At 64.3% G+C, this 14,377-nt stretch carries 15 protein-coding genes; 12 read left to right on the top strand and 3 right to left on the bottom strand.

The window, feature by feature from the left end; genetic code table 11:
* Positions 1 to 27: 27 nt before the first annotated feature.
* The 6 genes from rpsK (at position 28) to dsbD (ending at position 5,198) form a co-directional block, all read left to right on the top strand.
* Positions 28 to 429 carry a 30S ribosomal protein S11 gene (gene rpsK, locus FFI87_RS01615; RefSeq protein WP_004197937.1) on the top strand — a complete coding sequence of 134 codons (402 nt, stop codon included), beginning with the start codon at positions 28 to 30 and terminating at the stop codon, positions 427 to 429.
* 156 nt (positions 430 to 585) lie between these two features.
* On the top strand, positions 586 to 1,209 hold the full coding sequence (rpsD, locus tag FFI87_RS01620; RefSeq protein ID WP_012362893.1) for a 30S ribosomal protein S4: 624 nt from the start codon (positions 586 to 588) through the stop codon (positions 1,207 to 1,209).
* 124 nt (positions 1,210 to 1,333) lie between these two features.
* A complete protein-coding gene (locus FFI87_RS01625) occupies positions 1,334 to 2,311 on the top strand; it encodes a DNA-directed RNA polymerase subunit alpha (RefSeq protein WP_006477176.1) in 978 nt (325 codons plus the stop codon).
* 136 nt (positions 2,312 to 2,447) lie between these two features.
* Positions 2,448 to 2,843: a 50S ribosomal protein L17 gene (gene rplQ, locus FFI87_RS01630; protein ID WP_006477175.1), complete on the top strand. Its 396-nt coding sequence runs from the start codon at positions 2,448 to 2,450 to the stop codon at positions 2,841 to 2,843.
* A gap of 200 nt (positions 2,844 to 3,043) precedes the next feature.
* Positions 3,044 to 3,370 (top strand): divalent-cation tolerance protein CutA, encoded by a 327-nt coding sequence (gene cutA / locus FFI87_RS01635; RefSeq protein WP_138848360.1) that lies wholly within the window; start codon positions 3,044 to 3,046, stop codon positions 3,368 to 3,370.
* Positions 3,363 to 5,198, top strand: a complete 1,836-nt coding sequence (gene dsbD / locus FFI87_RS01640) for a protein-disulfide reductase DsbD (RefSeq protein WP_012362895.1) — start codon at positions 3,363 to 3,365, stop codon at positions 5,196 to 5,198. The genes cutA and dsbD overlap by 8 nt, the downstream gene beginning before the upstream one ends.
* A 110-nt stretch (positions 5,199 to 5,308) precedes the next feature.
* On the opposite strand, the gene hemB is transcribed toward dsbD, so the two are convergent.
* Both hemB and yihA read right to left on the bottom strand, forming a co-directional pair.
* Positions 5,309 to 6,307: a porphobilinogen synthase gene (gene hemB / locus FFI87_RS01645; RefSeq protein ID WP_011655765.1), complete on the bottom strand. Its 999-nt coding sequence runs from the start codon at positions 6,305 to 6,307 to the stop codon at positions 5,309 to 5,311.
* A gap of 253 nt (positions 6,308 to 6,560) precedes the next feature.
* Positions 6,561 to 7,220 (bottom strand): ribosome biogenesis GTP-binding protein YihA/YsxC, encoded by a 660-nt coding sequence (gene yihA, locus FFI87_RS01650; RefSeq protein ID WP_006758791.1) that lies wholly within the window; start codon positions 7,218 to 7,220, stop codon positions 6,561 to 6,563.
* Between the two features lie 217 nt (positions 7,221 to 7,437).
* On the opposite strand from yihA, the gene FFI87_RS01655 reads away from it, so the two are divergent.
* The 5 genes from FFI87_RS01655 to msrQ all read left to right on the top strand — a co-directional run bounded on the left by FFI87_RS01655 (position 7,438) and on the right by msrQ (position 13,570).
* Entirely contained in the window at positions 7,438 to 8,091 is a 654-nt protein-coding gene (locus FFI87_RS01655) for a c-type cytochrome (protein WP_006758792.1), read from the top strand.
* 203 nt (positions 8,092 to 8,294) lie between these two features.
* On the top strand, positions 8,295 to 10,511 hold the full coding sequence (locus FFI87_RS01665; protein ID WP_138848359.1) for a cytochrome c biogenesis protein ResB: 2,217 nt from the start codon (positions 8,295 to 8,297) through the stop codon (positions 10,509 to 10,511).
* A 4-nt stretch (positions 10,512 to 10,515) separates the two neighbouring features.
* Positions 10,516 to 11,706 carry a c-type cytochrome biogenesis protein CcsB gene (ccsB, locus tag FFI87_RS01670; protein ID WP_012362898.1) on the top strand — a complete coding sequence of 397 codons (1,191 nt, stop codon included), beginning with the start codon at positions 10,516 to 10,518 and terminating at the stop codon, positions 11,704 to 11,706.
* 158 nt (positions 11,707 to 11,864) lie between these two features.
* The gene (gene msrP / locus FFI87_RS01675) at positions 11,865 to 12,860 is read left to right on the top strand and encodes a protein-methionine-sulfoxide reductase catalytic subunit MsrP (protein WP_138848358.1); all 996 of its coding nucleotides are present in this window, start codon (positions 11,865 to 11,867) and stop codon (positions 12,858 to 12,860) included.
* Between the two features lie 20 nt (positions 12,861 to 12,880).
* Entirely contained in the window at positions 12,881 to 13,570 is a 690-nt protein-coding gene (gene msrQ / locus FFI87_RS01680; RefSeq protein ID WP_012362900.1) for a protein-methionine-sulfoxide reductase heme-binding subunit MsrQ, read from the top strand.
* Positions 13,571 to 13,656: 86 nt separating this feature from the next.
* Here the strand turns inward: msrQ and lptM are convergent, their stop codons facing one another.
* Positions 13,657 to 13,935, bottom strand: coding sequence for an LPS translocon maturation chaperone LptM (gene lptM, locus FFI87_RS01685; protein WP_012362901.1), 279 nt, complete (start codon positions 13,933 to 13,935; stop codon positions 13,657 to 13,659).
* A gap of 39 nt (positions 13,936 to 13,974) precedes the next feature.
* Between lptM and cyaY the strand changes: the two genes are divergently transcribed.
* On the top strand, positions 13,975 to 14,301 hold the full coding sequence (gene cyaY, locus FFI87_RS01690) for an iron donor protein CyaY (RefSeq protein WP_006758798.1): 327 nt from the start codon (positions 13,975 to 13,977) through the stop codon (positions 14,299 to 14,301).
* Positions 14,302 to 14,377 lie beyond the last annotated feature (76 nt).

The following is a 14,377-nucleotide window of genomic DNA, read 5'->3' on the forward strand; positions in this document are numbered from 1 at the left end:
CGGAACTGACAGTTACAGGAAAACGTAATGGCTAAGGCTTCGAATACCGCGGCGCAACGCGTTCGCAAGAAGGTTAAGAAGAACGTCGCTGAAGGCGTGGTGCACGTTCACGCGTCGTTCAACAACACGATCATCACGATCACCGATCGCCAGGGCAATGCACTGGCATGGGCGACGTCGGGCGGCCAGGGCTTCAAGGGCTCGCGGAAGTCGACGCCGTTCGCTGCTCAGGTTGCTGCTGAGTCGGCCGGTCGCGTGGCGATGGAATACGGCGTGAAGAATCTGGAAGTGCGGATCAAGGGCCCTGGCCCGGGTCGTGAGTCGGCGGTGCGCGCACTGCATGGCCTCGGCATCAAGATCACCGCGATTTCGGATGTCACCCCGATTCCGCACAACGGCTGCCGTCCGCCGAAGCGCCGTCGTATCTAAGAATGCTGCTGGCACGTTCGTGCTGGCGCATTTGCCTGTCGCCGCGTAGCGTCGACGGGCGTTGCTTTTTTGATTGACTAAGCCCACCGTTCGCCCCAAAGGGCGCGAACTAGCGCGGATTGCGATCCGCGTGACTGATTGATAAAGGAATGCAACGTGGCACGTTATATCGGCCCCAAGGCCAAGCTGTCCCGCCGTGAAGGCACCGACCTGTTCCTGAAGAGCGCGCGCCGCTCGCTCGCCGACAAGTGCAAGCTCGACAGCAAGCCGGGTCAGCACGGCCGTACCTCGGGCGCACGCACGTCCGACTATGGTACGCAGCTGCGCGAAAAGCAGAAGGTCAAGCGTATTTACGGCGTGCTGGAGCGTCAGTTCCGCCGCTACTTCGCTGAAGCCGACCGCCGCAAGGGCAACACGGGTGAAAACCTGCTGCAACTGCTCGAGTCGCGTCTCGACAACGTCGTGTATCGCATGGGCTTCGGCTCGACCCGCGCTGAAGCGCGTCAGCTCGTGAGCCACAAGTCGATCACCGTGAACGGCGTCGTCGCGAACGTGCCGTCGCAGCAAGTGAAGGCGGGTGACGTCGTCGCGATCCGCGAAAAGGCGAAGAAGCAGGCGCGTATCGTCGAAGCGCTGTCGCTGGCCGAGCAAGGCGGCATGCCGAGCTGGGTTGCAGTCGATGCGAAGAAGTTCGAAGGCACGTTCAAGCAAATGCCGGAACGCGCTGACATCGCAGGCGACATCAACGAAAGCCTGATCGTCGAATTGTATTCGCGTTAATCCGATTGACGGCCGAGGTACCCCGATTGCGTTTCGCAAGGGGGGGCCTCGGCTGTTTATTTTCTGGTTGTTACCGGTCAGCCTTATCGGTGTAACGAGCCGAGGGTATTGAAAAGGAAAGCCCATGCAAACCAGTTTGCTGAAACCCAAGATCATCGCCGTGGAATCGCTTGGCGAGAACCACGCGAGGGTGGTCATGGAACCGTTCGAACGCGGTTACGGCCACACCTTGGGCAATGCGCTTCGCCGCGTGCTGCTGTCGTCGATGGTTGGCTACGCGCCGACCGAAGTCACGATCGCGGGCGTGGTGCACGAGTACTCGACGCTTGATGGCGTGCAAGAGGACGTCGTCAACCTGCTGCTGAACCTGAAGGGTGTGGTGTTCAAGCTGCACAACCGTGACGAAGTGACGGTTACCCTGCGCAAGGAAGGCGAAGGCGTCGTGACGGCCGGCGATATCGAGCTGGCGCACGATTGCGAAGTCATCAACCCGAATCACGTGATCGCACACCTGTCGAAGGGCGGCAAGCTCGACGTTCAGATCAAGATCGAAAAGGGTCGCGGCTACGTGCCCGGCAACGTCCGTCGCTACGGCGAAGACACGGCCAAGATCATCGGCCGCATCGTCCTCGACGCATCGTTCTCGCCGGTTCGCCGCGTGAGCTATGCCGTTGAAAGCGCACGTGTCGAGCAGCGTACCGACCTCGACAAGCTCGTGATGAACATCGAGACGAGCGGCGTGATCACCCCGGAAGAGGCGATCCGTCAATCGGCCCGCATCCTGGTCGACCAGCTGTCCGTGTTCGCGGCACTGGAAGGCACGGAAACGGCTGCCGAAGCACCGTCGCGCGCGCCGCAGATCGATCCGATCCTGCTGCGTCCGGTGGATGATCTCGAGTTGACGGTTCGTTCGGCGAACTGTCTGAAGGCCGAGAACATCTACTACATCGGCGACCTGATCCAGCGCACGGAAAACGAGCTGCTGAAGACGCCGAACCTCGGTCGCAAGTCGCTCAACGAGATCAAGGAAGTGCTCGCTTCGCGCGGTCTCACGCTGGGCATGAAGCTCGAAAACTGGCCGCCGGCTGGTCTCGACAAGTAAGCCCGGTTGTTGCTGTAGTTGGCAAAGATGCGGATTTTCCTTTAAAATCCGCATCTTGCTTTTTTCGTTACCGGCCCGTGCACCCCTGCGGTGCGATAGAAGAGCTGGATCAAAACTTTGAATCAAGGAAACTGAAATGCGCCATCGTCATGGTCTGCGGAAACTGAACCGCACGAGCAGCCACCGTCTGGCTATGCTCCGTAACATGTCCAACTCGCTGATCGAGCACGAAGTCATCAAGACGACGCTGCCGAAGGCGAAGGAACTCCGTAAAGTCGTCGAGCCGCTGATCACGCTCGGCAAGAAGCCGTCGCTGGCAAACCGTCGCCTGGCGTTCAACCGCCTGCGCGATCGTGACTCGGTGGCGAAGCTGTTCGACGTGCTCGGTCCGCGTTTCGCGAACCGTCCGGGCGGCTACCTGCGCGTGCTGAAGTTCGGCTTCCGCGTCGGCGACAACGCACCGATGGCACTGGTCGAGCTGCTCGATCGTCCGGAAGTCGACGAAACGGAAAACGTGCAAGAAGCTGAGTAAGCTTCCCGTACGCAGCAGTATCTGAAAGGGGCCGAGCAATTGCTTGGCCCTTTTTGTTTTTGGCGGCCGACTCGCTGCGATCGATTGTCGCAGCCTCGTGCCGGCAGCGTCGCGCGCGCTGCGCTACGATACGGGACGGTCGGCGCGGGTACTCGCGCGATCGGGGGCGGCGAAAGCCGGTAAACCAGCCAGGAGGGCGTATGGTGGTGGTGTTGATGCTGACGACGGTGCCGGATGCGGCGACGGCCGTAGCGCTCGCCGACGGCGCGCTCGACGCGCGGCTGGCCGCCTGCGTGTCGGAGCTCGGTGCGATCAAGTCGCGCTATCACTGGCAGGGGAAGATCGAAACGGCCGACGAGATCCAGTTGCTGTTCAAGACGAGCCCCGTGCGCTCGCTCGAACTGGAGCGATTTATTCTCACGCATCATCCGTACGAGACGCCGGAAATCGTCTCGTGGCAGGCGACGGCCTCGGTCGGGTACGGCCAGTGGGTGACCAGCGAAACTCAACGTCTATTTCATGTTTAACGGTATGGCGCTTTCCGTGCGCATGCGCGCACCGCGATTCCTCGCGATCCTGTTGTCGTTCTTTTTCGCGCTGGGCTGCCTGTCGGTCGCGCGCGCGGCCGACGATTTTCTCGATCCGTCGGTGGCGTTCAAGTTCAGCGCGAGCGAATCGCCGGGGCAGGTGGACGTCCGCTTCAAGGTCGCCAACGGCTACTACCTGTACCGCGAGCGGTTCGCGTTCGCGGTGAAGAGCGGGCAGGCGACGCTCGGCGACCCGACATTCCCGCCCGGACACGTGAAGTTCGACCAGACGTTCCAGAAGGAAGTCGAGACCTATCGCGACGAAGTCGTGATTCACGTGCCGGTCAAGCAGGCTGCGGGGCCGTTCGAGCTCGCGGTGACGTCGCAGGGGTGTGCCGACGAAGGGATCTGCTATCCGCCCGCCGAGCATGTCGTGAAGGTCGATGGCGCGGCGCTGGGTGCGACCGCGCCGGCCGGTGGCGCGACGGCTTCGGGCAGCTGGTTCGACAAGGTCACGAGCGCGGATTTCGCGCAGTCGCTGCTCGAGGGGCACGGCTTCTTCACGATCGTCGCGCTGTATTTCGTCGCGGGCGTCGTGCTGAGTCTGCTGCCCTGCTCGTATCCGATGATTCCGATCGTGTCCGCGATCATCATCGGTCAGGGCACGCGGGCGACGCATGCACGCGGTTTTGCGCTGTCGCTCACCTACGTGGTCGGCATGGCGCTCGTTTATACGGTGCTCGGCATCGCTGCGGCGCTGGTCGGCCAGAGCCTCGGTGCGTGGCTGCAGAACCCGTGGGTGCTCGGCGCGTTCGGCCTGCTTCTCACCGCCTTCGCGGTATCGCTGATTTCGGGCAAGGACATCGCGCTGCCCGAGCGCTGGCAGAACGGCGCGGCCGAAGCATCGAGCGCGCGCCAGGGCGGCCACTTCATCGCGGTCGCCGCGATGGGGGCGTTGTCGGCGCTGGTCGTCGGCGCATGCATGACGGCGCCGCTGTTTGCGGTGCTCGCGTTCATCGCGCATACCGGCAATGCGTTGCTCGGTGGCGCCGCGCTGTTCGCGATGGGGCTGGGGCTCGGCGTGCCGCTGCTCGTGGTCGGCATCGGTGCGGGTACGGTGCTGCCGCGCGCGGGCGCATGGATGGACAGCGTCAAGGTGTTCTTCGGCATCGTGCTGCTCGCCGCCGCGCTATGGATCGTGTGGCCGGTGCTCGCGGGCGGCCTGAAGATGGTCCTCGCCGCGTTGTGGCTGCTGGTTGCTGCCGCGGCACTCGGCCTGTTCACGCCGCATGCCGGCGCCGCGTCGATCTGGCGCCGCCTCGGCCGCGGTCTCGGTGCGGCGCTCGCGATCTGGGCTGCGACGCTGCTCGTTGGTCTCGCGGCCGGTTCCAACGACCCCGTGAAGCCGCTGGCAGTCCTCGCGGCGCGCACGGTTGCATCGGGCGATGCGCCGGCAGCCGCGCAACAGGGGCCGGCGTTCGCGTCGGTGCGCTCCAGTGGCGAGCTCGACACGCTGCTGAAGACCTCGGGCCGCCCCGTGATGCTCGATTTCTACGCCGACTGGTGCGTGAGCTGCAAGGAGATGGAGCATCTGACGTTCACGGATTCGCGTGTGCAGGCGCGGCTTGCGCAACTTCATCTGGTGCGTGCGGACGTTACCGCGAACAATCCGGACGACCAGGCGCTGCTCAAGCGCTTCAACCTGTTCGGGCCGCCGGGCATCATCTTCTTCGATCGCAACGGCCACGAAATCGGCCGCGTGGTCGGCTATCAGGCGGCCGAGACGTTTCTGCGCAGCCTTGATCGCGCAGCGGTACCGACGGTGTAACGCGCTCGTCCGCGTGCACAGGCGACCTTTGCGTCGACCGGACTGCAAATGAAAAACGGCGGGACACCGAAGTGTCCCGCCGTTTTTCATTGTGCCTGCCGGCGCGCGGCTCAGCGCTGCGCTTTCAGCAGACGCGCGGCATCGAGCGCGAAGTACGTGAGCACGCCGTCGGCGCCCGCGCGCTTGAACGCGAGCAGCGATTCGAGCACGACCTTGTCGTGGTCGAGCCAGCCGTTCATCGCGGCGGCCTTCAGCATCGCGTATTCACCGCTCACCTGATACACGTAGGTCGGGAAGCGGAACTCGTCCTTCACGCGGCGCACGATGTCGAGATACGGCATGCCGGGCTTGACCATCACCATGTCGGCGCCTTCGTCGATGTCGAGGCGGACTTCGCGCAGCGCTTCGTCGCTGTTCGCCGGGTCCATCTGGTAGGTCATCTTGTTGCCCTTGCCCAGGTTGGACGCCGAGCCGACCGCGTCGCGGAACGGGCCGTAGAACGCCGACGCGAACTTGGCCGAGTAGGCCATGATGCGCGTATGGATGTGGCCGTCGCTTTCCAGCATTTCGCGGACCGCGCCGATGCGGCCGTCCATCATGTCGGATGGCGCGACGATGTCGACACCGGCTTCCGCCTGCGCGCGCGCCTGGTCGACCAGGATCTCGATCGTGTCGTCGTTGATCACGTAGCCGTTTTCGTCGAGCACGCCGTCCTGGCCGTGGCTCGTGTACGGATCGAGCGCGACGTCGGTCAGCACGCCGAGTTCGGGGAAGCGCTTCTTCAACTCGCGCACCGCGCGCGGGATCAGGCCTTCCGGATTGGCCGCTTCGCGACCGTCGGGCGTTTTCAGCGACGGCTCGATGGCCGGGAACAGCGACAGCACGGGCACGCCGAGTTCGACGCACTGCTCGGCGACCTGCATCAGCAGATCGACCGACACGCGTTCGACGCCGGGCATCGACGGTATGGGCTGGCGTTCGTTGGTGCCTTCGACGACGAACACCGGATAGATCAGGTCGTCGGTGGTCAGGCGGTTTTCGCGCATCAGGCGGCGGGAGAAGTCGTCGCGGCGCATCCGGCGCGGACGATGAAGCGGATGGAAGCTCATGGCGATTTGGCAGAAATCAGGGCAAGAAGGACCTTACGGAACCCTTAGGTCATTTTCGAGACCGTTGGTATATGATAGCGATCGAGCGGCACGCGTCGCGTGCAGCTCCCCGCTTCTCCTCCCTGAGCGGGTGCCTGTCGTTATTCGATTAGGCTGTTTGACCCGCCGTTCGACGGCGGGTTTTTTTATGAGCCGGCCGAATCCGCAGGTGCCGTCAGGTGCGCACAGCCAATCCTGGCCGCGCGTTGCCCGCTCATTGTGCTACAGGCTCGCTTTTTTCGTCGGCGACGGACGGCCGCACCCAGCTCTCGATCAGTTCGTGCGCCTCGTCGAGCCCGGTGCGCTTCAGCGCCGAGAACAGCTGGACGGTCAGCTTGCCCTTCACGCCCTGGTCGCGGTACGCGTCGAGCCCCTTTTGCGTGTTGCGCAGCGCATTGATGCTTTCCTGCCGCGTCAATTTGTCGCACTTCGTCAGCAGCGTGTGGATCGGCTTGCCGGTCGGCACGAACCACTCGATCATCCGGCGGTCGAGGTCGGTCAGCGGGCGGCGCGAATCCATCATCAGGATCAGGCCGCACAGCTGCGAACGGGTCGCGAGGTACGACGACAGCAGCATTTCCCAGTGGGCCTTCGCGGCTCCCGGCACTTCCGCGTAGCCATAGCCGGGCAGGTCGACGAGGTTCGCGACGGGCTCGGCGGCCGGGCCGACGGAGAAGTAGTTGATGTGCTGCGTGCGGCCGGGCGTCTTCGACGCGAAGGCGAGCCGCTTCTGGTTGCACAGCACGTTGATCGCCGTCGATTTGCCGGCATTCGAGCGGCCCGCGAACGCGATTTCCGGCTGGACCGTCGGCGGCAGGTCGCGCAGATGATTGACGGTCGTATAGAAGCGGGCTTGATGGAGCAAAAAGGCCATGGGGAACCGGTGGGACGGGGCGGCGCGAGCCGCTGGGGTGGAGGCGGGGTAGCCCCGATAGGCGCGGGAGCTTTCAGCGCGATATTGTACAATACGCCGGTTTTGCCGAAGAGTTGCGGGCGCCTGCCTCGCGCTTTTATGTAGCTTCTGCGGTAGACTGGTCGACGTCGTTTTTTGCAGAACCTCAAATTCCCACAAGACGAAACAGGGTGTGCGAATGAATCGACTGTGCAAGTCTCTGATGGTGCTTCAGGTTGCAGCAGGGTTCGTAGGTTTCGTAGCGGAGGCAAACGCGGCGGATGCGGCAAAGCCGGATCTGGACCGCGGCAAGGCGATTGCCGGGCAGGTGTGTGCGTCGTGTCACGGCGCCGACGGCAACAGCGCGTCGGGCAGTTTCCCGAAGCTCGCCGGCCAGCATCCCGAATATCTGGTCAAGCAGTTGAACGACTTCAAGACCCAGTCGGGCGCCAAGGGGCCGGCGCGGACAAATCCAGTGATGGTCGGGTTCGCGAGCGCGTTGAGTGCGGACGACATGCGCAACGTCGCCGCGTATTACGGCTCGCAGGCAACGAAGCTCGGCACCGCCCGCGATGCGGCGACCGTGCCGATCGGCCAGAAGATCTATCGCGGCGGCATCGCGGAAAAGGGTGTCCCCGCCTGCGCGAGCTGTCACGGGCCGACGGGGCAGGGGCTGCCGGTCCAGTACCCGCGTCTGTCGGGGCAGTGGGCCGATTACACGGTTGCCCAGTTGACCGCGTTCCAGCAGGGTGCCGGCGCGCGCAACAACAACGAGGCGATGCATCAGATCGCATCGCGTCTGTCGGACAACGAGATCAAGGCCGTCGCGGATTACATCGCGGGCCTGCGTTGAACGGGCCGTCGCGAATGGAATGACCGGCGCCCGAAGGGCGGCCGGAGTCAGAACAAGAAAAGGGTGGGGCGCCGCGTGATCGCGGTGGCCTCGCCCTTTTTTGTCGGCACTCGCCGGGCCGCCCCGGGAGTGCTGACCGCCCCTTTCGGGGCAGCGAACACAAAGTGAGCGTGGGGGCTGTTTCCCCCAAAGTCGGAGTTTGAATGAGCGTTACCACGTCGGGGTTGCAGTCGAAGTCGGGTCAAAGTGCGTCCAAGCGCGCGATCGAGCTGGTGAGCTCGATGCGCTTCGCGATCGCGCTGCTGGTGGTGTTGTCGATCGCGAGCATCATCGGCACGGTTCTGACCCAGGATGACCCGTATCCGAATTACGTGAACCAGTTCGGCCCGTTCTGGGCGGACATCTTCCGCTCGCTGGGCCTGTACAACGTGTACAGCGCGTGGTGGTTCATGCTGATCCTGATTTTCCTCGTCACGTCGATCTCGCTGTGCGTGATCCGCAACGCGCCGAAGATGCTCGCCGATGCGAAGAGCTGGAAGGACAAGGTCCGCGAAGGCAGCCTGCGTGCATTCCATCACAAGGCCGAATACACGGCGTCCGGCGCGCGTGCGACCGTTGCGGCCACGCTCGCCACGTTCGTCGCGAAGGCCGGCTACAAGCACGTGGTGCGCGAAACCGACGGCGCGACGCTGATCTCCGCTAAGCGCGGCGCGCTGACGAAGTGGGGCTACATCTCCGCGCACCTCGCGATCGTCGTGATCTGCATCGGCGGCCTGCTCGACAGCAACCTGCCGATCAAATTCCAGATGTGGATGTTCGGCAAGAGTCCGGTCAACACGAGCGCGACGATCAGCGAGATCTCGCCCGACCACCGGCTGTCCACGTCGAACCCGACGTTCCGCGGCTACGCGTGGGTGCCGGAAGGCCAGTTCGTGTCGACCGCGATCCTGAACCAGCCGAGCGGCTCGCTGATCCAGGACCTGCCGTTCTCGATCCAGCTCAACAAGTTCATCGTCGACTACTACACGACGGGGATGCCGAAGCTGTTTGCGAGCGACATCGTCGTGATCGATCGCGAGACGGGCCAGAAGATCCCCGCGCGCGTCGAGGTCAACAAGCCGTTCACGTACAAGGGCGTGTCGATCTACCAGTCGAGCTTCCAGGACGGCGGCTCGCAGATGCAGATGACGGCCTACCCGATGACGGGCGACAACGCGAAGACCTTCGCGGTAAAGGGCACGATCGGCAGTACGGCGCCGCTGCAGATGCCAGGCACCGACGGCGACACGATCGAGTTCTCCGACTTCCGGGCGATCAACGTCGAAAACATGGCCGACGCGAACGGCAAGCCGGACGTGCGCGGCGTCGCGAAGACGGAATCGCTGAAGGAGGTGTTCGACGAACGGCTCGGCTCGGGCGCGAAGACGTCGAAGCCGATGCAGCTCCACAACATCGGCCCGTCGGTGCAGTACAAGATTCGCGGCAAGGACGGCCAGGCGCGCGAATTCAACAACTACATGCTGCCCGTCGACATGGGCGGCACGCGCGTGTTCCTCGCCGGCGTGCGCGGTAGCCCGAACGATCCGTTCCGCTACATGCGGATTCCGGCCGACAGCCAGGATTCGATCGGCGAATGGATGCGCCTGCGCGCCGCGCTCGAGGATCCGGCCGTGCGTGCCGACGCCGCCGCGCGTTTTGCGCAGCGTTCGCTGCCGACGACCGAAGCGTCGCTGCGCGGCCGTCTGCAGGACAGCGCCTTCAAGGTGCTGACCCTCTTCGCGGCAAGCGACGACAGCGTCGGTCGGGGCGCCGACGGCCAGCCGATCGGCGGCTTCCAGGCGGTGGCGACGTTCATCGACCGTTCGGTGCCGAAGGCCGAGCAGGAAAAGGCGGCGAGCCTGCTGCTGCGCATGCTCGAGGGCTCGATGTGGGAGGTCTGGCAGATCGCGCGCGAGCGCGCCGGCGAGCCGGCCGCCCAGCAGGGCACCGACACGATCCGCTTCGTGCAGAACGCGATCAATGCGCTATCGGACAGCTTTTTGTATGGATCGCCGGTCTATTTGCAGCTGGATTCCTTCAAGCAGGTGCAAGCTTCGGTATTTCAGTTGACGCGCGCGCCTGGCAAGAATCTGGTGTATCTTGGCAGCCTGCTGTTGGTCGCCGGCATCTTCTCGATGTTCTACGTGCGCGAGCGGCGCCTCTGGTTCTGGCTCAAGGATGCCGGCTCGGGCGTCGATGTGGTGATGGCGATGTCCACGGCCCGCAAGACCTTCGATTTCGAGAAAGAATTCGTGCAGACGCGCGACGCGGCCGGCGCCGCCTTGCGCGCCGCACCGCGCGACGCCGCGCCCGCAGGCGCGGCAGCGACTGCCCGCCCGCCCGCCGGCGGCGGTTCCGATTCCGAGAACTCCACCCGGTAACATCATGGATCTCACTCAAGTTTCCTCTTCCCGTTCGGGGCCCGCCCAAGCCTCGAATCCGGCGCCGTTGTTCGACGACCGCCCGTTCCTCGCGCGCCTGTCGGTCATCGACTGGTTGTTCGCGCTGGCACTCGTGGTCGGCGCGGGCTATGCGTTCGTGCACTACAACGAACACATGAATTACTACGACAAGGCGGTGATGATCGGCACGGTGCCGGCGCTTGTCGTACTCGGCTGGCGCTGGAAGCCCGCCCGGCTGATGATGGCGTCGATCGCGGTGCTGTCGCTGCTGTCGATCCAGATCTACCAGGGCGATCTGGCGCGCGCCGATTCGGCGTTCTTCCTCAAGTATTTCCTGTCGAGCCAGTCCGCGATCCTGTGGATGAGCGCGCTATTCGTGCTCGCGACGATCTTCTACTGGATCGGCTTGCTCGCACGTTCGGAGTCGGGCTCCGCGATCGGCCAGAAGCTCACGTGGGTCGCCGTGCTGATGGGCTTCACCGGCCTGATGGTGCGCTGGTACGAGTCCTACCTGATCGGTGCCGACGTCGGGCATATCCCCGTATCGAACCTGTATGAAGTGTTCGTGCTGTTCAGCCTGATCACCGCGCTGCTTTATCTGTATTACGAAGGCCACTATGGCACGCGCGCACTCGGCGCATTCGTGCTGCTCGTCATCAGCGCGGCTGTCGGCTTCCTGATGTGGTACTCGGTCGCGCGCGATGCGCAGCAGATCCAGCCGCTCGTGCCGGCGCTGCAGAGCTGGTGGATGAAGATCCACGTGCCGGCGAACTTCATCGGCTACGGCAGCTTCGCGCTGTCGGCGATGGTGTCGGTCGCGTACCTGATGAAGGAGCGCGGCGTGCTCGCCGATCGCCTGCCGACGCTCGAGGTGCTCGACGACGTGATGTACAAGTCGATCGCGGTCGGCTTCGCGTTCTTCACGATCGCGACGATCCTCGGCGCGCTCTGGGCCGCCGAAGCATGGGGCGGCTACTGGAGCTGGGACCCGAAGGAAACCTGGGCGCTGATCGTGTGGCTCAACTACGCGGCCTGGCTGCACATGCGGTTGATGAAGGGCCTGCGCGGCGCGGTCGCCGCCTGGTGGGCGCTGACGGGCCTGCTCGTGACGACGTTCGCGTTCCTCGGCGTCAACATGTTCCTGTCCGGGCTGCACAGCTACGGCAAGCTGTAAGATTTCCGACGCTGGTCCGACAAAAGACCGCCGGCGCACTGCGTGCCCGGCGGTTTTGTTTTGTAACGGGCGGGTGGCCCGGGCGTCGAACGGCGCATGATCGGCCGGGTCGAACGCTGATGAAGCGTGCGCGCCGCGCATGCAGGAGGAGCAGCACGATGTGGATCAAAACCCCTTTGCGCACCGTACTGACCGGCGGTGATATCGCGCAGAGCCAGATTACGCCGCGCGCGGTGTTCGAGAACCGGCGGCGCGTATTGCAGGCCGCCGGCCTGGCGGCGGCGGGCGGATTGCTGGGCGGTAGCGGCGCGGCGTTCGCCGCGTATGCGTCACCCGATGCGCGAGCTGCGAAGCTCGCGGCGAAAACGAACCCGAAGTTCGTCGCGGCCGACAAGGTGACGCCGTTCAAGGACATCACGTCCTACAACAACTACTACGAATTCGGCACCGACAAGGGCGACCCGGCGCAGAACGCGGGCACGTTGCGGCCGCGCCCGTGGCGCGTGAGCGTCGAGGGCGAGGTGATGCACCCGAAGGTGTTCGATCTCGACGAACTGCTGAAGCTCGCGCCGCTCGAGGAGCGCGTGTACCGGCTGCGCTGCGTCGAGGGCTGGTCGATGGTGATTCCATGGATCGGCGTGCCGCTGTCCGAGCTGATCAAGCGCATGCAGCCGACCGGCAACGCGAAATACGTGCAGTTCATCACGCTGGCCGATCCGTCGCAGATGCCGGGCTTGTCGACGCCGGTGCTCGACTGGCCGTACTCGGAAGGGCTGCGGATGGACGAGGCGATGAATCCGCTGACGCTGCTGACGATGGGCGTCTACGGTCAGGTGCTGCCGAATCAGAACGGCGCGCCGGTGCGCATCGTCGTGCCGTGGAAGTACGGCTTCAAGAGCGCGAAGTCGCTCGTGAAGATCCGCTTCGTCGACAAGCAGCCGAAGACGAGCTGGAACACGTATGCGTCGAACGAATACGGTTTCTATTCGAACGTGAACCCGAACGTCGACCACCCGCGCTGGAGCCAGGCGACCGAGCGCCGGATCGGCGAGGACGGCTTCTTCACGCCGAAGCGCAAGACGCTGATGTTCAATGGTTACGGCGATCTCGTCGCGTCGATGTATCAGGGCATGGATCTGAAAAAGAATTTCTGAGCGCGACGGTGAGAAACGACATGCCTCCTTCGACACTGGAGCCCGTGCGCGCGTCGGGCGCGCGCACGGCAGCCGCGGGTAGCTCCCGGGCCGGCGCCGTGCGTACTACGTCGCCGCGCTGGCTGGTGCCCGCCAAGGTGCTGGTTTTCGCGGCCGGCCTCTATCCGCTCGCGCGACTCGTGCTGTTCGGGCTGACCGACCGGCTCGGTGCGAACCCGATCGAATTCATCACGCGTTCGACGGGCCTCTGGACGCTGGTCATGCTCTGCATCACGCTCGCCATCACGCCGCTTCGGCACGTGACGAGCGTTCCGGCGTTGTTGCGTTTTCGCCGGATGATCGGCCTGTTTGCGTTCTTTTATGCGACGCTGCATTTCACGACGTACCTGTGGTTCGACAAGTGGTTCGACGTGCTCGCGATCCTGAAGGATGTCGGCAAGCGTCCGTTCATCACGGTCGGCTTCGCTGCGTTCGTGCTGCTGATTCCGCTGGCCGCGACATCGCCGCGTGCGATGGTGCGCCGGCTCGGCCGTCGCTGGGCTACGCTGCATCGCGCGATCTATGCGATCGCGCTGTTCGGCGTGCTGCATTTCTGGTGGATGCGGGCCGGCAAGCACGATCTCGCGCAGCCGAAGCTCTACGCGACGATCGTCGCGGTGCTGCTCGGCTGGCGGCTGCTTGCATGGGGCTGGCGGCGCGTCCGTACCTGACGTGGCGGGCCCGGAAAAACAAAAGGCGATGACCGGAAGTCATCGCCTTTGGGCGCGACAGGAACCGCCGCTGCGGCGGCGCGCGGCTACTGCGCGGCGGCCGGGCCTGATGCCGGCGTGGCCGGCTTCGGCGCACTGCTCGACAGCTCGGGCGACAGCGTGAGCGGCGTGCCGGAAGAATCGGGAATACTGTCGGACGCGTTTTCATCAGTCGGCGCGACGTCCGACGGCGGCGTGTCCTGCTGCTGCATGGGCTTCGCCGGCAAGGGGGGCACGGTAGGCAGATAGAGCGGACCGCGTTGCCCGCAGCCGGCAAGAATCGCCAAAGCCGCTACAATCGCGCTCATCCGGAAAACGACTCGCATGATCGTCCCTGAGCAATTATTTAACCGATAGAGTTTAGCATGTCCGATACTGAATACCTGGCCCGTGCCGAGGCGGTGCTGGCGTCCGTCGAACGTACCGTGGACGCCGCGAACGACGGCGATCACGACATCGATCTGGAGCGCAACGGCAGCGTGCTGACGCTCACGTTCGAGAACGGCTCGAAGATCATCATCAACCTGCAGCCGCCGATGAAGGAGCTGTGGATCGCCGCGAAGGCTGGCGGATTCCATTACCGTTTCGTCGACGGCGAATGGCGCGATACGCGCACCGGCACCGAGTTCTTCTCGGCGCTCACCGACTACGCGACGCAGCAGGCCGGCCTGCCGATCACGTTCCGCGCATAACGACGCTCGCTCGCCCGCCGGGCGCCGATACGTCGGATCAATGCACAAAGAAAAAGCGCCCCAGCGGGGCGCTTTT

It is taken from the genome of Burkholderia sp. KBS0801, from assembly GCF_005937855.2.
GTDB lineage: Bacteria > Pseudomonadota > Gammaproteobacteria > Burkholderiales > Burkholderiaceae > Burkholderia > Burkholderia ambifaria.